Raw genomic sequence first — 18,984 nt, 5'->3', positions numbered from 1 at the left:
ACATGCAACCCACAGAAGACGCTTTGGTTTTTATCGTTGACGACGACGCTGGCGTGCGCGAAGCCTTGGCGTGGCTGCTGCGCTCGCGTCGCTTGCCCAGTCAATCCTTTGAAAGTGCCGACGCCTTCGCTGAATTTTTGGATGCGGGCAGCAGCCCTTGGCAGCCCACGCAGCCTGGGTGTTTGCTGCTCGATGTGCGCATGCCCGGCATGAGTGGCCTGGCTTTGTTTGAGCAACTCATCGAACGTCAGCTCTTGGATGCGCTGCCCGTGATTTTCTTGACGGGCCATGCCGACGTGCCCACCGCCGTGGATTCGGTCAAGCGCGGTGCTTTTGACTTCTGTGAAAAACCGTTCTCAGACAACGCCTTGGTCGACCGCATTGAACAAGCCTTGGCGCGCTCGGCGCAAACCTTGCAAAGCCTGCGCACCAAACAAAATTTGCAACACAACTTGGCAGACTTGACCGAGCGCGAACGCGACGTGATGCACTTGGTGGTGGAGGGCTTGCCCAACAAACTGATCGCAGATCAGCTCGACATCAGCGTGCGTACGGTGGAAGTGCACCGCGCCCGCGTGTTTGACAAAATGAATGTGAAGTCGGCCGTCGAGTTGGCCAACTTGCTGCGCGGCGAGTGAGTCACGGCTTGTCTTTGGCGGCTTCTTGCTGCGCCGCACGGTGCTCTGCTTCGGCCTCTGCACGACCTGAGAACATGGTCCACCACACGATCAATACCAAGATGCAACCTGCGCCGAGCGCTTCTAGCAAAATTAACAGCATGAGACAAATCCTGTGGCGTTTGACGTGGGCCTTGATTGTAGGAAGCTTGGTGGCTTGCGGCACCACGCGCCATGCACCTGTGAGCGACTACGGACGCACGCCGCCTTCAGCTGCGCGAACCCCTGCGGATGCGCCGCGCACGACAGGCAGCTTGGCAGGCACGCCTGGCACACCGAGTCCCCAACAGAGTTATCGCAGCCGCTGGGTGGCTGCGTCGTGGAGCGAGGTGCCCGGCTGGCAAAACGACCAAATGCAAGACGCATGGAATGCGTGGCTGCAAAACTGCGAACGCCCCGGCCCTTTGTTTGCGCCTCTTTGCAAAGATGTGCGTCAGCTCATGCTGGGCAGCGACGATGACCGCCGCCTGTGGATGATGGGCCGCTTGCAGCCGTATCGGGTTGAATCTTTGGATGGTGCGAGCGACGGTTTGCTCACCAGCTATTACGAGCCGTTGTTTGATGCGTCGGCCCAAATGCGCCCCGGTTTTGAAGTGCCTTTGTACGCGCCGCCCGAGGGCTTGGCCGAAGCGCGTCGCGCAGGTCGCCCGTGGTTCAGCCGACAAGAGATCGACACCAACCCTCAAGCGCGTGATGCCTTGCGTGGCCGAGAAGTGGCGTGGCTCGCTGACCCGATTGACGCCTTGGTGTTGCACATCCAAGGTTCGGGCCGCGTGCGCATCGCCAACCCCGATGGCACCACGCGCATCGTGCGCTTGGCGTTTGCAGGCTCGAACGAACAGCCGTACCAAAGCGTGGGCCGTTGGTTGTTGGACCGCGGCTTGATTCGCGATGCTTCTTGGCCCGGCATCAAAGCTTGGATTGTCAGCGCACAACAAAGCAACCCGCGCTTGGTGCAAGAGATGTTGTGGAGCAACCCCCGCTATGTGTTTTTCCGCGAGGAAACGCGCAGCGCAGCTGAGGCCGACCTAGGGCCACGCGGCGCACAAGGTGTGCCGCTGACCTCTGGCCGCTCCATTGCGGTGGACAAAGACTCGATTCCTTATGGCACGCCGGTGTGGTTGGCCAGTGCGGGCCCGAATGCCAACTTGCAGCGCTTGGTGTTTGCGCAAGACACCGGCAGCGCCATCGTGGGCGCGGTGCGTGCCGATTACTTTGCCGGCACAGGGCCAGAGGCGGGCGACTTTGCGGGCCGCATGAAGCAGGGCCTGCGTTTGTGGGTGTTGTGGCCCAAGTGATGAACCGCTGATTTATTTTTTCAAATGCGTCAGTGGCAAGGCGCCGCTGGCTTTGACTTCGCCCAAGGAAAAACTGGTGTGAATGTCCTTCACGTGTGGCAAGTTGATCAGCACCTCGCGTGCAAATTGGCTGAAGCTTTCTAAGTCTTGAGACACCACTTGCAGCTCAAACGTGCCGGTGCCGCTGATGTAGTGGCAAGCCACGATTTCCGGAATTTTGCGAATCGCCACTTCGAGTTTGCGCGCCACATCGCCCGTGTTGCGTTCGGCATCTACTCGCACAAATGCCAACACGCCCAAACCAATTTTGTGGCGGTTGATTTCAGCGCGGTAACCCGTGATGTAGCCCTCTTCTTCGAGCACACGCACACGCCGCCAACATGGCGCGGCGCTCAGGCCCACGCGTTGCGCCAACTCTGCATTGGTCAGGCGTGCATCGGCTTGTAATTCGCCCAAGATGGCAAGATCAAATTTGTCGAGTGTTTCCAAGCTTGCGCTCCTTTGTTTCGTTATGTGAAGATTTTAGAAAGAATCTTGCGCAAAGAGGCTGATTCAGAGCGAAAAACGCAAACCTTTATCTGGGTTGCAACCCTACACTTTGCTTCAAACACAAAACAAACGGAGACACCGATGAACGCACCCATGTCCGATTCCCTTCGCCGCGCCCTGGACACCGTGACGCTGGACGACAAATACAGCCTCGATGTGGGCCGTGCGTTCATGAGTGGTGTGCAAGCGCTGGTCAAGCTGCCCATGTTGCAGCGCCAACGCGATGCGCTGCAAGGCAAAAACACAGCCGGCTTTATCAGCGGTTATCGCGGTTCACCCCTGGGTACGTATGACCAATCGTTGTGGAAAGCCAAGCCTTACTTAGAAGCGCAAAACATTGTGTTTCAGCCGGGTGTCAACGAAGAGTTGGCGGCTACCGCGTTGTGGGGCACGCAGCAGCTCGGCTTTGCGCCACAAGGCAGCAACAAGTTTGATGGTGTGTTTGGCATTTGGTATGGCAAGGGCCCGGGCGTGGACCGTTGCTCGGATGTGTTCAAACACGCCAACATGGCAGGCACCACCCCGTGGGGCGGCGTGCTGGCCATTGCTGGTGACGACCATGTGGCCAAAAGCTCCACCGCTGTTCACCAAAGCGACCACATTTTCAAAGCTTGCGGCACGCCCGTGTTCTTTCCGAGCAGCGTGCAAGAAATTTTGGATTTGGGTTTGCACGCGATTGCCATGAGCCGTTTCAGCGGTGTGTGGTCGGGCATGAAGACGATTCAAGAAATTGTGGAGTCCAGTTCTACCGCGGTGATTGACCCGCACCGTGTGAACATCGTCATCCCTGAGTTTGAAATGCCTGCGGGCGGCTTGCACATCCGCTGGCCCGATACCGCGTTGGAGCAAGAAGCGCGTTTGTTTGACTACAAGTGGTACGCGGCCCTTGCGTATGTGCGTGCCAATCGTTTGAACCACAACGTCATCGAAGGACCGAATGACCGTTTGGGCTTGATCACCAGTGGCAAGGCCTACAACGACACGCGCCAAGCTTTGCTTGACTTGGGGTTGGACGACGACACCTGCCGCCGCTTGGGCATTCGCTTGCACAAGGTGGCCGTGGTGTGGCCGTTGGACGCGCAGCTCACACGCGAGTTTGCCCAGGGCTTGCAAGAAATTTTGGTGATTGAAGAAAAGCGCCAAGTCATTGAGTACCAACTCAAAGAAGAGCTGTACAACTGGCGCGCCGATGTGCGCCCCAATGTGCTGGGCAAGTTCAACGACATGGGCGGTGACCAAGGGCCAGACAGCCTCTTCGGCGGTGGCGGCGAATGGTCCATGCCCAACCCCAGCGCCAACACCTTGTTGCGCGCCAATGCCGACTTGAACCCCGCACTCATTGCCAAGGCCATTGCGCAACGCGTCTTGAAGCTCGGCGTGGATGCCGACACCACCGCACGCATCAACGCGCAGCTGGCCATCATCACGGCCAAAGAACAAGCCATGACGGCGGTCACGTTAAAGGCTGACCGCATGCCTTGGTTCTGTTCCGGCTGTCCGCACAACACCTCCACCAAAGTGCCCGAAGGCTCACGCGCCATGGCCGGCATCGGTTGCCATTTCATGGTGTTGTGGATGGACCGCGACACCCATGGCTTCACACAAATGGGTGGCGAGGGCGTGCCTTGGGTGGGCCAGCAGCCGTTTGTGAACGACCAACACATCTTCGCCAACTTGGGCGATGGCACGTACTTCCACAGCGGCATCCTGGCGATTCGCCAAAGCATTGCGGCGGGTGTGAACATCACCTACAAGCTGCTCTACAACGATGCGGTGGCGATGACGGGTGGCCAACGCGTGGGCGAAAGGCCAGAGGGTCACAGCGTTTTGCAAATCGCGCAAAGCATGAAGGCCGAAGGCGCGCAACGCATCACCGTGGTGACGGATGAGCCCGAAAAATACGAAGGCGTGGGTTTGGTCGATGGCGTGGCGGTGTTCCACCGCGATGAGCTGGATCACATTCAACGTGAGATGCGGGAGATCAAAGGTTGCACCGTCATCATCTATGACCAAACTTGCGCCACCGAAAAACGCCGCCGTCGCAAACGCGGCACCATGGCCGATCCAGCCTTGCGCGTGATGATCAACGAACTCGTGTGCGAAGGCTGCGGTGACTGCGGCGTGCAAAGCAACTGCATGAGTGTGGAGCCACTCGAAACCGAGTTCGGTCGCAAACGCACCATCAACCAAAGCACGTGCAACAAAGACATCAGTTGCGTGAAAGGCTTTTGCCCGAGCTTCGTCACGGTGGAAGGCGGCAGCTTGAAAAAGAAAGCCAAGGGCGTGTCGCGCATGGCACTGCCTGCGCTTGAATTGCCCGAACCCAAGCTGCCCGACACCACCCACGCGTGGGGCATGGTGGTGGCAGGGGTGGGTGGCACGGGGGTCATCACCATTGGCCAGTTGTTGGGTATGGCCGCGCACATCGAAGGCAAAGGCGTGGTCACGCAAGACGCAGCGGGTCTTGCGCAAAAAGGCGGTGCCACTTGGAGCCATGTGTTGATTGCCAACCACCCAGATGACATTCGTACCACGCGTGTGGGTCTTGCTGCGGCAGACCTCGTGATTGGTTGCGACCCCATCGTGGTGGCCGGCAAAGAAACCTTGCAACGCATGCGTGCAGGGCGCACCCATGTGGCGCTCAACGCGCACAGCGCACCCACCGCAGCTTTTGTGCGCAATGCCAACTGGGAGAACCCCGGTGAAGCGTGCGTAGCCGAAATCGTGCACACCGTGGGCACCGAGGGCGTGAGCGCCTTTGATGCAGACCGCGTGGCCACGCAAGTGCTGGGCGACAGCATTTTTGTGAACCCCATGGTCTTGGGCTTTGCTTGGCAAAAAGGTTGGGTCCCATTGGGACGCGAAGCCTTGATGCGCGCGATGGAACTCAACGACATGGCCGTTGCACAAAACAAAGCCGCGTTTGAATGGGGCCGTCATTGCGCGGTGCATTGGGAGGCCGTGCAAGCGTTGCTCGCGCCTGAACAAGTGGTGCAATTCCACAAGCCTGAAGGCGTCGATGCGCTCATTGCCAAGCGCGTGGCATTTCTCACCGACTACCAAAACGCGGCTTATGCCAACCGCTACCGTGCGCTGGTTGAGCGTGTGCGTGAGGCGGAGGTGCCGCTGCACAAAACCACGCTGACCGAAGCGGTGGCACGCAACCTTTTCAAACTCATGGCCTACAAAGATGAGTACGAAGTGGCGCGCTTGCACACCGACACCGCTTTCTTGCAAAAGATCGACGGGATGTTTGAAGGCAACTACACGCTCAACTACCACTTGGCCCCGCCGTTGACCGCCAAGACCAACGCCAAGGGCGAATTGCAAAAGCAAAAGTTTGGACCGCTCATGCTGACGGGCTTCAAAGTGCTCAAACGTTTCAAGTGGCTCAGAGGCAGCGCTTTGGATGTGTTTGGGTACACCGAAGAGCGCCGCACCGAGCGTGCCCTCATCCAGCAATACCGCACAAGTGTGGATGTGTTGGTGAGCCAGCTCAACGCCAGCAACCATGCGTTGGCGGTCGAGATCGCGCGAATCCCTGAACAAATCAAGGGATTTGGCCATGTCAAAGCGCGCCACTTGGCGGCTGCCCGTGAGAAGTGGAACAGCTTGAAAGCCCAGTGGTCGACTCAGAACTGAGAAACTAAGCCAGCCGCATACAATCCGCGGTTGGTCTGCTAGGGCGTTTTGCACCCTGGCAGCCGTCCCTCAATTTGGAGTTTGACCGTGTTGATTTCTTCTGCTTTTGCCCAAACCGCTCCTGCCGCTGCTGCAGGCAACGACATCATGTCTTCTCTCCAAGGCATGTTGCCTTTGGTGTTGATGTTTGTGGTGTTGTACTTCGTGATGATTCGTCCACAAATGAAGCGTCAAAAAGAACACAAAGCCATGATCGAGGCCATCGCCAAAGGCGACGAAATCGCCACCGCTGGCGGCTTGCTCGGCAAGGTGACCAAGTTGGCTGAAGCCACGGTGACCATCGAAATCGCGGCTGGCGTGGAAGTGCAATTGCAACGCCAAGCCGTGGTGCAAGTGCTGCCCAAAGGTACTTTGTAATTTTTAGCCACGAGACGACGAAGCGATCATGAACCGTTACCCCCTTTGGAAGTACGCGATCATCGTGATCGCTTTGTTGGTTGGCAGCATCTACACGCTGCCTAACTTTTTTGGCGAAGCGCCTGCGGTGCAGGTGTCGGCTGCCAAGTCGTCCGTCAAAGTTGATCTTGCGGTGCAAGACCGTGTGCAAGCGGCTTTGGCAGCTGCCAACCTCACCCCCGATGTGGTGACGTTGGACAACGGCTCGCTCAAAGTGCGCTTTGACAGCACGGACAACCAGCTCAAAGCCAAGGACGCGATACAGCATGCCTTGGTGCCCGACGCGAACGATGCTTCATACGTTGTGGCTTTGAATTTGTTGGCCCGCTCACCCGCGTGGCTGACCTCGCTCAATGCCGCGCCCATGTATTTGGGTTTGGATTTGCGCGGTGGCGTGCACTTCATGTTGCAAGTGGACATGCCTGCGGCGCTGACCAAAAAGGCGGAGTCCTTGGCAGGTGACATCCGCACAGGTTTGCGCGAAAAGAACGTGCGCCACAGCGGCATCAGCCGCAACAACCAAACCATCGAGATTCGTTTCCGCGATATGGAAACGCTCGAAGCTGCTCAACGCGTGATTCAAGATCAGTTCTTGGATTTGCAAACCACCAGCGCCCCCGATGGCGCTGACGTCAAGCTCACCGCGGTGATCAACCCCGTAGCTGCCAAGCGCGTGCAAGAGCAAGCCATCAAACAAAACATCACCACCTTGCACAACCGTATCAACGAGTTGGGCGTGGCCGAGCCCGTGATTCAACAGCAAGGCACCGACCGCATCGTGGTGCAACTGCCTGGCGTGCAAGACACGGCCAAGGCCAAAGACATTTTGGGTCGCACGGCCACGTTGGAAATCCGCATGGTGGACGACAGCGCCGAAGCCCGCAGTGCTGAGTTTGGCAACGGTCCCGTGCCGTTTGGCACCGAGCGCTTCATGGACCGCAGCGGTCAAGCGGTGATCGTGAAAAAGCAAGTCATCTTGACGGGCGAAAACCTCACCGACGCACAGCCCGGCTTTGACAACCAAAACCAAGAAGCGGCAGTGCACCTGACGCTCGACGCCAAAGGCGCACGCATCTTCAAAGACGTGACGCGTGAAAGCGTGGGCAAACGCATGGCCATCTTGCTGTTTGAAAAAGGCAAGGGCGAAGTCGTCACTGCGCCTGTGATTCGCAGTGAAATCGGCGGTGGACGTGTGCAAATTTCGGGGCGCATGAGCACCGTGGAAGCCAACGACACCGCGTTGCTGTTGCGCGCTGGCTCGCTGGCTGCACCGATGGAAATCATCGAAGAACGCACCATCGGCCCAAGCCTCGGCGCTGAAAACATCGCCAAAGGTTTTGACTCGGTCACCTGGGGCTTTGTGGCCGTGACGGCCTTCATGTGTGTGTACTACATGCTGTTTGGCCTGTTCTCCAGCGTGTCGCTGGCCGTGAACTTGCTGCTCTTGGTCGCGGTGCTCTCGATGCTGCAAGCCACGCTCACCTTGCCCGGCATGGCCGCGATGGCTTTGGTGTTGGGTATGGCGATTGACGCCAACGTGCTGATCAACGAACGCGTGCGCGAAGAGTTGCGCAACGGTGCGTCAGCGCAGTCTGCCATTCACGCCGGTTATGACCGTGCATGGGCCACCATCCTTGACTCCAACGTCACCACCCTGATTGCCGGCTTGGCCTTGTTGGCTTTTGGTTCTGGTCCTGTGCGCGGCTTTGCCGTGGTGCATTGCTTGGGCATCTTGACCAGCATGTTCTCTGCGGTGTTCTTCTCGCGTGGCTTGGTCAACGTTTGGTATGGCCGCCAAAAGAAATTGCAAAGCGTGTCGATTGGCACCGTGTGGCGCGCCTGATCGCTTAGCGACAAGAAAGAGATTTGAGTCATGGAATTTTTCAAAATCCGTAAAGACATCCCGTTCATGAAGCACGCGGTGGCGTTCAACGCCATCTCGTTCATCACGTTTTTGGCGGCGGTGTTCTTTTTGTTCAGCCGTGGCCTGCACCTGTCGGTGGAGTTCACGGGCGGCACGCTGATGGAAGTCAGCTACAGCCAGCCTGCTGATCTCAATGCCGTTCGCGACCAAATCGCCAAGCTCGGTTTCTCCGACGTGCAAGTGCAAAACTTTGGCACCGCCCGCGATGTGATGATCCGCATGCCTGCGGTCAAAGGCCAAAGTTCTGCACAGCAAAGCGAACAAGTGCTGAATGCACTCAAAGCCACCGACGCCAACGTGCAGTTGCGCCGCACCGAATTCGTGGGCCCCCAAGTGGGCGACGAGTTAGCGGTTGACGGCCTCAAGGCTTTGGCCTTTGTGATTGTGGGCATCATGATTTATTTGGCCATGCGCTTTGAGTGGAAGTTTGCGGTGGCTGCCATCATTGCGAACTTGCACGACGTGGTCATCATCTTGGGCTTCTTCGCGTTCTTCCAGTGGGAGTTCTCGCTGCCGGTGTTGGCCGCGGTGTTGGCCGTGCTGGGCTACTCAGTGAACGAATCGGTGGTGATCTTTGACCGTATCCGCGAGAACTTTCGCCGCTACCGCAAGATGGACACGGTTGAGATCATCGACAACGCCATCACCTCTACCATCAGCCGCACCATCATCACCCACGGTTGTACGCAGCTCATGGTGTTGTCGATGTTGCTGTTTGGTGGCGCCACGTTGCATTACTTTGCATTGGCGCTGACTATCGGCATTTGCTTTGGCATTTACTCATCGGTGTTCGTGGCCGCAGCCATCGCCATGTGGCTGGGCATTCGCCGTGAAGACCTGATCAAACACACCACCAAAGTGGCGGGCGATCCGGATGACGAAAATTCGGGTGCGGTGGTTTAAGGCCACGTCACTCATCAGTCAAAAGCCCCGCATCGCGGGGCTTTTTAATTGATGGCGTTTTGATTAAGCGTATTTAGCCTTTGGTTCTGAAGCATTATTCAATTCATCTGGGTCAAAGTGCAGTGTGGCCACACGGTCGTCTTCGCCCATATAGATGCCACGGTGGCGCAAATAACACTCGTTTTCAACCACTATGTGCGCACGGCCTAGGCTTTGCAAAAATCCTGCAAACGAATCGTGTACCCAATCGTCAAAAAAATGCTCTTTGGCATCTGTGGACCGAATGCTTTGAATGGCCTCGTAAATCTCACCTGCTTTGGCGTGATAGCCCATTGTTTTTTCGGGAGACCAACTGCGCATGAGACGAATCTGCTCTTCAAGCAGTGCTTGGCCTTTTTTGTAAAACGATACACGTGCGGAGTCAAATTCGTGGGCACGCTTGACGCTGTCTAGCGCATCAAAGCCACGTCGCACAGTCACTCGGTAACGCCATGCCAAATATGCCAAGCTGTGAGATTGAATCAGTGGTACTAGGGGTAGGCTAGGGCCTACACCGACTGCAGAAAAATAGTCAGCAACTGCTTGCTTGGTGTACTGAGGTAATAAAAATTGGCGCGGCAAATCTAAATCACGCGCTGTATCGTAGTCACGACTTTTTTCATTCTCAAACTCAAGCCAAGGGCTGTCTTCGGTATAGCGAGGCACAGTTTTAAGCGCCGCAGCCAGCATGTCGTTCAATGTCAGTTGCGACAGCTTCAAGTGATCCGCTTTTATCAGCGTTGTTTCTTGCTTCACCGCCAGGGCTTTGCCTTGCTCACCTGGCTGATAGCCACCACCCACATCGCTGTGGGTGCCTGGGTACACATGCTCGTTGCAATGGCTGGGCAGCGCACCGTTTACTCGCACGCTTTCTAGCGGAAAGCTCTTCCTCAGCTCATGCAACGCCACAAAGTGCACACAGTTTTTCACCACCGAATCGGCTGGTATGCGCAAGTTTTTTGAACTGCTCCAATCGCCATGTCCACTTGACCCAGTCCCCACCGAGGCCACTGTGTCAAAAATGCCCAACATACGAATATGCGCTGGTACACCAAACATCTTGCCGTTGACCAACAAACCCTGTTGCAGCCAGTTGCAAAATACCCGCGCTTGTGCGGCACCGCGCGAGAAGCCAAACACATCCAAGTTGATGCCCGTGAGTTGGATAGATGTCTTAGGGTCGTTGTGCAGCATGGTGAGCTTGCCAGCGCATTCAGACATGAATGCGTGGCGGGTGCTCCAGTTGTCGACCAAGCCGGTACGCAAGCCTAAGCCGTCCAAGATGGTTTGGGCTTCTGTCAGTGAAGCAGCGCTTGAATCTGCAAAGCTGCTGGGGACTGTGGTGTTGCTGCACAGAGCCTTAATTTGTTTGTCGTTAAAAAGCTCCTGATTGCTCTTTAAAAACATGTGCATCGAGTTAAGCACTTGCAGCAGTCCCCAAACAATGCGAGGTTCTCCGCCCCAGCCAAAACCCGCCCCAAATACTGATCTACCTTCTTCTCCAATGTCTTTAAAAGGTGTTCCGACACCAGGGGCGTAGTGAGCAAAGAAGCCTTCCATTGGATTGTCTTTATAAGCTTGCCAAAGCCTCGCCACATTGCTATGCCCTTGGCCTGCTGCATCTTCGTACCAGTTGTTACCCGTGCCATCAAAGAACAGGCCAATGTTGAGAATGAACTCGCACTTGTGCCCCATTGCTCGTGGGTGTTCGGCGGGTTTGGTGATGTTGGGTTTGTCTAGAGCTGTACAGACCTTCATGGTTTGACCTCCGCGTTGGGTTGAGGCTTCTCGTTAGGCCGCGGGGCGTAGTCGGGAGCTGGACCTTTAGGGTAGGCAGGCCCCGGATAGGCATCCCCCCAAGCACCACCACTTGTGTACCAAGCCTGAACTTGATGCCCTGGTAAGAAATGAATTTTTAAGCCAGATCCATCTCCGGATGGCGCCGCAAAATTCACTGGCACTGTTTGTTCGTGCCAAGCCTCTTCGCCCACATTGCTTCGAATCGTGCGCCATTTCACGGTCACCATCACAGGCTTATCGGGGTGACGTGGCAAGCTCACGCAACAGAGACTTTTCCCCCCCCCTCCCCAACCAGTGACAGCACCTGCCCACTGACCATTCACAAAAAAATCAGCAACACCAATTCGTTTTCCGTAGTGCCCCACACCACTCACGCTCGTACCAACCGTGTCTTCTCCTGCCGTACTCGCACACGCAATCAGTAACGGCAAAACTGCCAACGCAAGAACTCGTAGCCATCTGTAGAAGAAGTTCATGCCTTCACCTCTTGGTTTTTAAATTGCTTACGCGCATTGCAGCCAGCTTTACGCTTCTCCGCAAAGTGCACGCAGTTTTTCATCACTGGCTCAGGCTGCATACGAATATGCGCTGGCACGCCAAACATCTTGCCGTTGACCAACAAACCCTGTTGCAGCCAGTTGCAAAATACCCGCGCTTGTGCGGCACCGCGCGAGAAACCAAACACATCCAAGTTGATGCCCGTGAGTTGGATAGATGTCTTAGGGTCGTTGTGCAGCATGGTGAGCTTGCCAGCGCATTCAGACATGAACGCGTGGCGGGTGCTCCAGTTGTCTACCAAGCCCGTGCGCAAACCAAGCCCGTCCAAGATGGTTTGAGCCTCGGTTAAAGAAACAGGGCCTGAGTCAGCAAAGCGGCTGGGGACTGTGGTGTTGCTGCAAAGGGCTTCAACTTGATTTAACTCAAAAATCAATGGGCCGCTCTTTAAGAAACGATGCATCGAGTTGAGAACTTGCAGCAGTCCCCAAACAATTCGGTTTTCACCGCCCCAGCCAAAACCCGCCCCAAATACTGATCTACCTTCTTCTCCAATGTCTTTAAAAGGTGTTCCGACACCGGGAGCGTAGTGCTTAAAGAAGCCCTCCATCGAGTTATTTTTGTATGCACGCCAGAGCCTTGCCACGTTGCTATGCCCTTGGCCCGCTGCATCTTCGTACCAGTTGTTGCCCGTGCCATCAAAGAACATGCCGATGTTCAAAATGAACTCGCACTTATGCCCCATTGCTCGCGGGTGTTCGGCGGGTTTGGTGATGCTTGGTTTATCTAAAGCTGTGCAGACCTTCATGGCTTGACCTCCGCGTTAGGTTGAGGTTTCTCATTTGGCAAAGGCGCATAGTCGGGCGCTGGGCCTCTTGGATAAGTTGGCCCAGGGTAAGCATCATTAACAGGTCCGTTACTTGTGTACCAAGCTTGAACTTGATGTCCAGGTAGGAAATGAATTTTTAAGCCAGAACCTTTTCCAGGCCGAACTTCAAAATTCACTGGCACTGTCTGTTCGTGCCAAGCCTCTTCGCCCACATTGCTTCGAATCGTGCGCCATTTCACGGTCACCATCACAGGCTTATCGGGGTGACGTGGCAAGCTCGCGCAGCAGACATTACCGCCGCCGCCTCCCCAACCAGTGACAGCGCCTGCCCACTGCCCATTCACAAAAAAGTCAGCAACACCAATTCGTTTTCCGTAATGCCCCACACCACTCACGCTTGTGCCAACGGTGTCTTCTCCTGCCGGACTTGCACATGCAACCAGAAATGGCGCAACAAGCAATACAAACACTCTTAACCATTTCCAACATACGTTCATTTCACAGCGCATTGATTACCTCGTTTGAGGATGCCAAAGGACGGGCATCAGTTATGAAGTGAGCAATCTTATGTGTAACGGGAAAGTATTCAATGGCACTTTTGTGCCTTTTTAATGAAGCATCTTCAATAACGGAAGCCGACATTAAAAAGCCTGCAAAAATTAAGCAGGCTGAATGAAGTGATTAACGTGCAGTAATGCCTGTCTGCTAATGCGCCACCCGATCCGCGTCATCACACAGCTCATCCAGCACCAGCGCATCCGGCTCTAGGCCAATGCTCCAGTACACCATCAACACAATGATCTTGAGGTCATCCAAGTCCATGGGGTGACCGGGGATGGCCATGGCGCGGTCCATCACGATTTCGCGCATGTGGGGCGACAGCACATCGGCAGACTCAAGGAAGTTGATGAAGCCCAAGCAAGCCGCACCCAAGTGGTCTTGCTCGGCCACCGAGTAAACGCGCATGCTGTGGGCTGATTCGGTGTGGTGTTCGCGTGCGGATTGACTGATGTCGATCAGCTCGGTTTTGTGCGACGCCAAGTTGAGCTCGTCGAGCCACGACAAAGCTTGTTGGATGTCTTCTACGTTAAAACCAGCAGCGCTGAGTTTGCGGCCCAGCTGCTCTAGCTCGGGACACGCATCGCCTCGCCAGTAGTTTTCATAGACGAATACGAGCACTTCAAACATGGAGCCAATATACATGTTTTTTGTTTCTCTGCAGCCGCAAAACATCAGTGTTCACCCTCAATCACGCCGAGGCCAAACGCTGAAACAAACCACCAGGTAATCGACCTACAGCACCGTCTAGTTCTAACGTCAGCAGTTGCGCTTGTAGTGAGGAAGTGTCTAGCCCGCAACGCGCCTGTAAGGCGTCCAAGCTCACGGGCGCAAAGGCCATGTGGGTGAGCAGCGGGTGTTCATTGTCAGACGCGCCTGTAGCCTCTCCGTCGTTTAACGCATCGGCAAATAAGTTGACTTGCTGTTGCGGTGCGAGCTGCAACTCTTCCAACACGTCTTGTGCGTTCTCGACCAACTTAGCCCCTTGGCGTATCAGCGCATGGCAACCGTGCGATTGCGTGGCGTGGATAGAGCCCGGAATGGCCAGCACTTCGCGGTTGAGTTCAAGCGCCATCTTGGCGGTGATGAGCGAGCCTGATTTCAAAGCAGCCTCCACCACCAAGGTGCCCAAGCCCAACGCCGCAATGATGCGGTTGCGTTTGGGAAAGTGGTGTGCCAGCGGCGCAGTGCCCAAGTGGTATTCGCTGATCAGCAACCCTTGCAACGCCATCTGCCCCGCCAGTGTTTGGTGCTGACGCGGGTACACGCGGTCCAAGCCCGTGCCGACCACGCCCACGGTGTGCCAGTGCTGTGTGCATGTGGATGCCCCATCGCGAGCTTTGCCGCCACGCAGCGCGCCTTGGTGTGCCGCGCCATCCACGCCCAGCGCCAAGCCCGAGACCACGCACAAACCCGCTGCGCTGAGTGCCTCACCAAACTGCGCTGCCGTTTGTGCGCCTTGTGGCGTGGGGTTGCGGCTGCCCACGATGGCAATGGCGTTGCCCAGCGTTCGCGCGGTTTGGCCTGCCACATAAATCATCAGCGGTGGGTCGGCCAGTTGCAGCAGCTCGCAGGGGTAGCGCGTATCGCCCAAGGTCCACAGCGCGTGGCTGTGTGTGTCGGGTTGGTGCATCAGCCATTGGTGGGTACGCACACATTGCACAGCCAGTTCGTTGGGTACGCTCAACAGGGCTTGGGCTTGTTGGGGGGTGACTATTTGGCCCAGCGCGGCTTGTGTTTGTTCAAACACCGCTTGCGGGCTGCCAAAGCAGCTTAGTAATCGACGGGCCGCGTCGTTGCCAATGCCCTCGGTCATGCTCAGGCGCAGCCATGCGCGCAACTCGTCTTTGTCCATGCGACCCTCCCGTGGAATGAAAAATCCATTGTCAGAATGGCTGTCACGAATAGGCGAGCCCGAAGGTCGAAAACTTCAAAACCGGAGACAATAAAGCCATGCCCAAGTTAGACATCCTCCGATTCCCCGACCCCAAGCTCCACACCGTGGCCAAGCCCGTCAAAGACATTGACGCGCGCATCAAAACCTTGATCGCCGACATGCTGGAAACCATGTACGACGCCAATGGCATCGGCCTGGCCGCCACGCAAGTGGATGTGCACGAGCGTTTGGTGGTGATTGACACCTCTGAAGAGCGCGACGAGCCCATGGTGCTCATCAACCCTGAAATCACCTGGATGGGGGACGAGCGCGTCAAGGGCGACGAAGGTTGCTTGTCGGTTCCCGGTATTTACGACGGCGTAGAGCGCGCCACGCAGGTGAAGGTCAAAGCCCTCGACGAGCACGGCAAAGAGCGCACCATCGAAGCCGAAGGTTTGCTGGCCGTGTGCATTCAACACGAACTGGACCACTTGTTGGGCAAAGTGTTTGTGGAATACCTCTCGCCCTTGAAGCGCAACCGCATCAAAACCAAAATGCTCAAAGCCCTGCGTGACGACGAATAAATGGGTCAGCTTTTATGAGTGATTCATTACGCGTCATCTTTGCCGGCACGCCCGAGTTTGCGGCAGAGGCCTTGGCCAAAATTATGGCCGCCGGTCACACCGTGCCCTTGGTGCTGACCCAGCCCGATCGCCCTGCAGGACGTGGCATGAAGCTGCAAGCCTCGGCCGTCAAGCAACTGGCCGTGCAACACAACATCCCCGTGGCCCAACCTTTGAGCCTGCGCCTAGACGGCAAATACCCAGACGATGCAGCCGCTGCACAAGCCGCGATTGCTGAAGCCAAAGCCGATGTGATGGTGGTGGCCGCCTATGGCCTCATCCTGCCGCAGTGGACTTTGGATGCGCCACGTTTGGGTTGCCTGAACATTCATGCCTCGCTGCTGCCACGCTGGCGCGGTGCGGCGCCCATTCACCGCGCCATCGAGGCGGGGGATGCGCAAACCGGCGTGGTCATCATGCAAATGGACGCAGGTCTCGACACTGGCGACATGCTGCTGACCGATGTGCTCGACATTGCGACGGATGACACCACAGCCAGCCTGCACGACCGCTTGGCCGATAGGGGCGGTGCCTTGGTGGTGCGCGCTTTGGCCGACGCACAAGCGGGCCAATTGCAACCTGTGAAGCAGCCCGAAACTGGCATTACCTACGCCCACAAAATTGAAAAATCCGAAGCCGCGGTGGACTGGCAACAGCCCGCAGAGGCGATTGGCCGACGCGTGCGTGCGTTCAACCCGTTCCCTGCGGCCTCGGCGCAGCTGGGTGCAGACGTCATCAAACTGTGGCGTGCCACCGTGGAGACAAGCGCGCACAACAAACAGCCAGGCACCGTGCTGAGTGCCGACGAACACGGCGTGCGCGTAGCCTGCGGCCAAGGCGTGCTGTGCGTGACCGAGCTGCAACGCGCAGGCGGCAAGCGCCTGAGCGCAGCCGACTTTTTGCATGGCTTCGCGCTCACACCTGGACAATGTTTTGAACCTCACGTTTCACACAAAGTCGACTGATGTTTTGGCAACGCAGACTCCAGCAACACCCTGAGTTTCGACTTGGGGCCAAACATTACGCGCAGCAAGCGCTAGGCCAAGTGGCTTGGGGTTTGATGACCGGCGTGGCGATGGTCAAGTCAGGCATGAGCGTGTTTGAGTCCGTCGCCATGACGCTGTGTGTGTATGCCGGTAGCTCCCAGCTGGCGGCGATGCCGCTGATTGCTGTGGCTGCACCCGCATGGGTGATTTTGTCCACGGGCTTTTGTGTGAACTTGCGCTTTGTGGTGTTCAGTTTGCATCTGCGGCCTTATGTGATGCACCTGTCACGCGGCACACGCATGGCACTGGGCTACTTCACCACCGACATCACCTATGTGCTGTTTACCAAACGCTTTCACACCCCTGCAAAGAGCGACGATGAGCGCACCGCGCACGAGGCCTACATCGCGGGTGCGAGCTTTTTAAACTGGGCGGTGTGGATGGTGTCGAGCTTGGTTGGCGTGGCCTTGGCCAACATCATCCCGCCGTCGTGGGGTCTGGGCTTTGCGGGCATTTTGTGTCTGCTGGGTATTCAATGCTCGTTGGCCAGTTCGCGTTTGCGCGTTTTGTCGTCAGTTGTGGCCGGCGTGACGGCGGTCAGTGCTTATGCCTTCCCGCTCAAACTCAACATCATCTCAGCCATTGCCATGGCTGTGCTGGTGAGCATGTTGGTCGAACACGCCAAGCCGGCACTCGCACAAGGAAGTCGCGCATGATGGACATCAACTGGTGGACGTTTGGGGTAATCGTGGGCTTGGCCGTGGTGACCGTGGTGTCGCGCAGCTTTTTCTTTTTAAGCAACACGGATTGGGATTTGCCCCACTGGGCACAACGCGGCTTGCAATATGCGCCCATCGCCGCACTGTCAGCTGTCGTGGTGCCTGAAATTGTGATGACCCAAGGCCAACTGATCACGACTTGGCAAGACGCCCGCATCTTTGCGGCGGCAGCTGGGGTAGCGGTTTACTTTGCCAAGCGTGATGTGTTGTTAACCATTGTGCTGGGCATGGCGGTCTTCTTGCCACTTCACTTGGGCTTGGGCTGGTAAGCCGCAAGCCTTGTGCGGCTTAGTCGCGCATCAATTAGTCGCGTACAAACAAGGTGACGAGTTCGTCAGGCCCCACTTGGCGGCTCCAATGGCCGTGGACCTTGGCGTCAAACGTGGCACCTGCGGGCAACACATCGGCCGAGTAAAAGTGCTCGCCCGGGCCAAAAACGCGCGATGTGCCGTCTTGTAAAAAGATTTCCATCTGACCTGCCAACACAAACAACCACTGCGGGTTGTCGGTGCAATGAAAATCGCTGCGAAACCCCACCGGGCTGCGGCGCAACTGAAAACCACTGCTGACCATGAGGGGCGACAAACGCGCTTGCGGCTTGCCTTCGGACAGCGCCACCGTTTCTTCGCGGAAACGCGCGAAGCCGTCGGTATCGGTGAAAAGGATGACTTTGTTGAATGTGCTCATGCGCGTACTTTAGCGCGACTGCATGGGTTTGCTGTTTACGCGCACGAGACAATCATTGCTTGCGTGAGCCTTGAGCTTGTTCACAATCAGGGTTTTACACAGGAGCAACCCCATGAGCAAAGTAGCAGTCGTCACAGGCGCCAGTTCTGGCATTGGCAAAGCATGTGCTTTGGCTTTGTTGGCCGAAGGCTGGAAGGTGGTGTTGGTGGGGCGTCGCGCGGATGCGCTGCAAGCCACGGTGCAAGCGGCGGGCGCGCACGCCGGCAATGCCTTGGCTGTTCCCTGCGATGTGAGCAACGAAGACGATGTGGCCAAGTTGTTTGAGCAGGTGCGCGTCAACTACGGCCGCTTGGATTTGCTGTTCAACAACGCCGGCATCTTCTTGCCCGCCACCATGCCCGGCGATTTGTCGGGGGCCGATTGGCGTCGTTCGGTAGATGTCAATTTCAATGGCGCGTTTTATTGTCTGTCGCACGCGTTCAAGTTGATGAAAGAACAAAGCCCACAAGGCGGACGCATCATCAACAACGGGTCTATTTCGGCGCATGCGCCGCGCCCGGGCTCGATCGCCTACACGGCCACCAAGCACGCCATCACCGGCATGACCAAAGCGGCGTCGCTGGATGGCCGAGCGTTTGACATTGCGGTGGGCCAGATTGACATTGGCAACGTGGCCAGCGACATGACCGAAAAGTTTGCCGCAGGCGCTTTGCAAGCAGACGGCAGTGTGAAGCCCGAAGCCCGCATGGACATGCAAGGGGTGGTGGACAGCTTCATGGCCATGGCCCGTTTGCCGCTGACGGCCAATGTGCTGTTCATGACGGTGATGGCGACCAAAATGCCGTTTGTGGGGCGCGGTTAAT

At 56.8% G+C, this 18,984-nt stretch carries 20 protein-coding genes; 11 read left to right on the top strand and 9 right to left on the bottom strand.

Annotated elements, in window-relative coordinates; all coding sequences use genetic code 11:
• The first annotated feature begins 2 nt into the window (after positions 1-2).
• Positions 3-638, top strand: a complete 636-nt coding sequence (locus B9Z44_RS06960) for a response regulator transcription factor (protein ID WP_108359415.1) — start codon at positions 3-5, stop codon at positions 636-638.
• A 1-nt stretch (position 639) separates the two neighbouring features.
• On the opposite strand, the gene B9Z44_RS15165 is transcribed toward B9Z44_RS06960, so the two are convergent.
• Complete coding sequence (locus B9Z44_RS15165) at positions 640-780, bottom strand: hypothetical protein (protein ID WP_170108445.1); 141 nt, start codon at positions 778-780, stop codon at positions 640-642.
• On the opposite strand from B9Z44_RS15165, the gene mltA reads away from it, so the two are divergent.
• On the top strand, positions 713-1,975 hold the full coding sequence (mltA, locus tag B9Z44_RS06955; RefSeq protein WP_108359414.1) for a murein transglycosylase A: 1,263 nt from the start codon (positions 713-715) through the stop codon (positions 1,973-1,975). The two genes, B9Z44_RS15165 and mltA, sit on opposite strands and share 68 nt — an antisense overlap.
• Before the next feature lie 12 nt (positions 1,976-1,987).
• Here the strand turns inward: mltA and B9Z44_RS06950 are convergent, their stop codons facing one another.
• Positions 1,988-2,464 (bottom strand): Lrp/AsnC family transcriptional regulator, encoded by a 477-nt coding sequence (locus tag B9Z44_RS06950; protein WP_108359413.1) that lies wholly within the window; start codon positions 2,462-2,464, stop codon positions 1,988-1,990.
• Positions 2,465-2,605: 141 nt separating this feature from the next.
• Here B9Z44_RS06950 and B9Z44_RS06945 point away from each other — a divergent pair, with 141 nt between their 5' ends.
• The 4 genes from B9Z44_RS06945 to secF all read left to right on the top strand — a co-directional run bounded on the left by B9Z44_RS06945 (position 2,606) and on the right by secF (position 9,449).
• Positions 2,606-6,166 carry an indolepyruvate ferredoxin oxidoreductase family protein gene (locus B9Z44_RS06945; protein ID WP_108402838.1) on the top strand — a complete coding sequence of 1,187 codons (3,561 nt, stop codon included), beginning with the start codon at positions 2,606-2,608 and terminating at the stop codon, positions 6,164-6,166.
• 87 nt (positions 6,167-6,253) lie between these two features.
• Complete coding sequence (gene yajC, locus B9Z44_RS06940; RefSeq protein WP_108359622.1) at positions 6,254-6,583, top strand: preprotein translocase subunit YajC; 330 nt, start codon at positions 6,254-6,256, stop codon at positions 6,581-6,583.
• A gap of 28 nt (positions 6,584-6,611) precedes the next feature.
• Entirely contained in the window at positions 6,612-8,465 is a 1,854-nt protein-coding gene (gene secD / locus B9Z44_RS06935) for a protein translocase subunit SecD (protein WP_108402034.1), read from the top strand.
• Positions 8,466-8,495: 30 nt separating this feature from the next.
• Positions 8,496-9,449, top strand: a complete 954-nt coding sequence (gene secF / locus B9Z44_RS06930; RefSeq protein WP_108359410.1) for a protein translocase subunit SecF — start codon at positions 8,496-8,498, stop codon at positions 9,447-9,449.
• A 63-nt stretch (positions 9,450-9,512) separates the two neighbouring features.
• On the opposite strand, the gene B9Z44_RS06925 is transcribed toward secF, so the two are convergent.
• From B9Z44_RS06925 to dprA, 6 genes are all read right to left on the bottom strand, one after another.
• The gene (locus B9Z44_RS06925; protein ID WP_108402033.1) at positions 9,513-11,246 is read right to left on the bottom strand and encodes a T6SS phospholipase effector Tle1-like catalytic domain-containing protein; all 1,734 of its coding nucleotides are present in this window, start codon (positions 11,244-11,246) and stop codon (positions 9,513-9,515) included.
• Positions 11,243-11,764: a DUF3304 domain-containing protein gene (locus B9Z44_RS15465; RefSeq protein WP_108402032.1), complete on the bottom strand. Its 522-nt coding sequence runs from the start codon at positions 11,762-11,764 to the stop codon at positions 11,243-11,245. Before B9Z44_RS15465 ends, B9Z44_RS06925 begins: the two co-directional genes overlap by 4 nt.
• Positions 11,761-12,591, bottom strand: a complete 831-nt coding sequence (locus B9Z44_RS06915) for a DUF2235 domain-containing protein (RefSeq protein WP_108402031.1) — start codon at positions 12,589-12,591, stop codon at positions 11,761-11,763. The genes B9Z44_RS15465 and B9Z44_RS06915 overlap by 4 nt, the downstream gene beginning before the upstream one ends.
• Positions 12,588-13,109, bottom strand: a complete 522-nt coding sequence (locus B9Z44_RS06910) for a DUF3304 domain-containing protein (protein WP_170108481.1) — start codon at positions 13,107-13,109, stop codon at positions 12,588-12,590. Before B9Z44_RS06910 ends, B9Z44_RS06915 begins: the two co-directional genes overlap by 4 nt.
• 208 nt (positions 13,110-13,317) lie before the next feature.
• Positions 13,318-13,800 carry a Smg family protein gene (locus B9Z44_RS06905; protein ID WP_108359621.1) on the bottom strand — a complete coding sequence of 161 codons (483 nt, stop codon included), beginning with the start codon at positions 13,798-13,800 and terminating at the stop codon, positions 13,318-13,320.
• A 61-nt stretch (positions 13,801-13,861) separates the two neighbouring features.
• Positions 13,862-15,025, bottom strand: coding sequence for a DNA-processing protein DprA (dprA, locus tag B9Z44_RS06900; RefSeq protein WP_108402029.1), 1,164 nt, complete (start codon positions 15,023-15,025; stop codon positions 13,862-13,864).
• A gap of 98 nt (positions 15,026-15,123) precedes the next feature.
• Here dprA and def point away from each other — a divergent pair, with 98 nt between their 5' ends.
• From def to B9Z44_RS06880, 4 genes are read left to right on the top strand one after another with little or no spacing between them, the layout of a single operon-like run.
• The gene (gene def / locus B9Z44_RS06895) at positions 15,124-15,630 is read left to right on the top strand and encodes a peptide deformylase (RefSeq protein WP_108359406.1); all 507 of its coding nucleotides are present in this window, start codon (positions 15,124-15,126) and stop codon (positions 15,628-15,630) included.
• A 14-nt stretch (positions 15,631-15,644) separates the two neighbouring features.
• Complete coding sequence (gene fmt, locus B9Z44_RS06890) at positions 15,645-16,634, top strand: methionyl-tRNA formyltransferase (protein WP_108402028.1); 990 nt, start codon at positions 15,645-15,647, stop codon at positions 16,632-16,634.
• Complete coding sequence (locus tag B9Z44_RS06885; protein WP_108402027.1) at positions 16,634-17,371, top strand: AzlC family ABC transporter permease; 738 nt, start codon at positions 16,634-16,636, stop codon at positions 17,369-17,371. The genes fmt and B9Z44_RS06885 overlap by 1 nt, the downstream gene beginning before the upstream one ends.
• Entirely contained in the window at positions 17,368-17,703 is a 336-nt protein-coding gene (locus B9Z44_RS06880; protein WP_108359403.1) for an AzlD domain-containing protein, read from the top strand. Before B9Z44_RS06885 ends, B9Z44_RS06880 begins: the two co-directional genes overlap by 4 nt.
• A gap of 34 nt (positions 17,704-17,737) precedes the next feature.
• Here B9Z44_RS06880 and B9Z44_RS06875 read toward each other — a convergent pair whose 3' ends face one another.
• Positions 17,738-18,121, bottom strand: coding sequence for a cupin domain-containing protein (locus B9Z44_RS06875; protein ID WP_108402026.1), 384 nt, complete (start codon positions 18,119-18,121; stop codon positions 17,738-17,740).
• A 112-nt stretch (positions 18,122-18,233) separates the two neighbouring features.
• Here B9Z44_RS06875 and B9Z44_RS06870 point away from each other — a divergent pair, with 112 nt between their 5' ends.
• A complete protein-coding gene (locus B9Z44_RS06870) occupies positions 18,234-18,983 on the top strand; it encodes an SDR family oxidoreductase (protein WP_108359401.1) in 750 nt (249 codons plus the stop codon).
• Position 18,984: the final 1 nt, after the last annotated feature.

The sequence above is a fragment of the Limnohabitans curvus genome (assembly GCF_003063475.1).
In the GTDB taxonomy this organism is placed as follows: domain Bacteria; phylum Pseudomonadota; class Gammaproteobacteria; order Burkholderiales; family Burkholderiaceae_C; genus Limnohabitans; species Limnohabitans curvus.
This window is presented reverse-complemented; position numbering and strand designations above follow the sequence as displayed.

Coding starts and splice junctions, on each gene's coding strand:
- B9Z44_RS15165 (WP_170108445.1), bottom strand. CDS start 780: ATGCTGTTAATTTTGCTAGAAGCGCTCGGCGCAGGTTGCATCTTGGTA.
- B9Z44_RS06885 (WP_108402027.1), top strand. CDS start 16,634: ATGTTTTGGCAACGCAGACTCCAGCAACACCCTGAGTTTCGACTTGGG.
- B9Z44_RS06945 (WP_108402838.1), top strand. CDS start 2,606: ATGAACGCACCCATGTCCGATTCCCTTCGCCGCGCCCTGGACACCGTG.
- B9Z44_RS06915 (WP_108402031.1), bottom strand. CDS start 12,591: ATGAAGGTCTGCACAGCTTTAGATAAACCAAGCATCACCAAACCCGCC.
- def (WP_108359406.1), top strand. CDS start 15,124: ATGCCCAAGTTAGACATCCTCCGATTCCCCGACCCCAAGCTCCACACC.
- secF (WP_108359410.1), top strand. CDS start 8,496: ATGGAATTTTTCAAAATCCGTAAAGACATCCCGTTCATGAAGCACGCG.
- B9Z44_RS06925 (WP_108402033.1), bottom strand. CDS start 11,246: ATGAAGGTCTGTACAGCTCTAGACAAACCCAACATCACCAAACCCGCC.
- B9Z44_RS06870 (WP_108359401.1), top strand. CDS start 18,234: ATGAGCAAAGTAGCAGTCGTCACAGGCGCCAGTTCTGGCATTGGCAAA.
- B9Z44_RS06910 (WP_170108481.1), bottom strand. CDS start 13,109: ATGAACGTATGTTGGAAATGGTTAAGAGTGTTTGTATTGCTTGTTGCG.
- fmt (WP_108402028.1), top strand. CDS start 15,645: ATGAGTGATTCATTACGCGTCATCTTTGCCGGCACGCCCGAGTTTGCG.
- B9Z44_RS06960 (WP_108359415.1), top strand. CDS start 3: ATGCAACCCACAGAAGACGCTTTGGTTTTTATCGTTGACGACGACGCT.
- B9Z44_RS15465 (WP_108402032.1), bottom strand. CDS start 11,764: ATGAACTTCTTCTACAGATGGCTACGAGTTCTTGCGTTGGCAGTTTTG.
- dprA (WP_108402029.1), bottom strand. CDS start 15,025: ATGGACAAAGACGAGTTGCGCGCATGGCTGCGCCTGAGCATGACCGAG.
- B9Z44_RS06875 (WP_108402026.1), bottom strand. CDS start 18,121: ATGAGCACATTCAACAAAGTCATCCTTTTCACCGATACCGACGGCTTC.
- B9Z44_RS06905 (WP_108359621.1), bottom strand. CDS start 13,800: ATGTTTGAAGTGCTCGTATTCGTCTATGAAAACTACTGGCGAGGCGAT.
- secD (WP_108402034.1), top strand. CDS start 6,612: ATGAACCGTTACCCCCTTTGGAAGTACGCGATCATCGTGATCGCTTTG.
- B9Z44_RS06880 (WP_108359403.1), top strand. CDS start 17,368: ATGATGGACATCAACTGGTGGACGTTTGGGGTAATCGTGGGCTTGGCC.
- mltA (WP_108359414.1), top strand. CDS start 713: ATGGTCCACCACACGATCAATACCAAGATGCAACCTGCGCCGAGCGCT.